The sequence below is a fragment of the Mesorhizobium sp. M5C.F.Ca.ET.164.01.1.1 genome (assembly GCF_004792125.1).
Taxonomy (GTDB): domain Bacteria; phylum Pseudomonadota; class Alphaproteobacteria; order Rhizobiales; family Rhizobiaceae; genus Mesorhizobium; species Mesorhizobium wenxiniae.
Genome location: NZ_SRTG01000227.1, coordinates 1 through 368 on the forward strand (window position 1 = coordinate 1; position 368 = coordinate 368).

The 368-nt window shown below is 55.4% G+C and carries 1 protein-coding gene; it reads right to left on the reverse strand.

Going from position 1 to position 368, the window contains the following annotated elements:
- On the reverse strand, positions 1–368 hold a 368-nt coding region (locus EN807_RS33250; protein ID WP_135937997.1), incomplete at both ends, for an ABC transporter transmembrane domain-containing protein.

Genomic DNA, 368 nt, shown 5'->3' on the forward strand with positions numbered 1-368 from the left:
ATGATAAAGGACGGGAACAGAGTGCCCAGTATTGTGGTGTTTAGGAGGTCGAGCGCCCACATGCCGCGCGTTATCTTGCGCACTGTCGAGCCGGCGAAGCTGTTTGCATGCCAGTCTGTCGAAAAACGCTGCACATGATGGAACGCTTCGGTCGCGACATCGGAAATCATTTTCAACACCAGGTCGTTCAGGCCAATTAAGGCGACGTGGCGCATGGCAATGGAACCGAGTGCCAATGCAATCGGTACAGAGAATGCTGCAACAGCTGAATCCGAAGCTGGTGCTGCCGCATTAGCAGCACGAGAAACAGCGTCGATGAGTCGGCCAGAATAGAGCGGCATCAACACGTCAGCCAGCGTGGAGGCGAG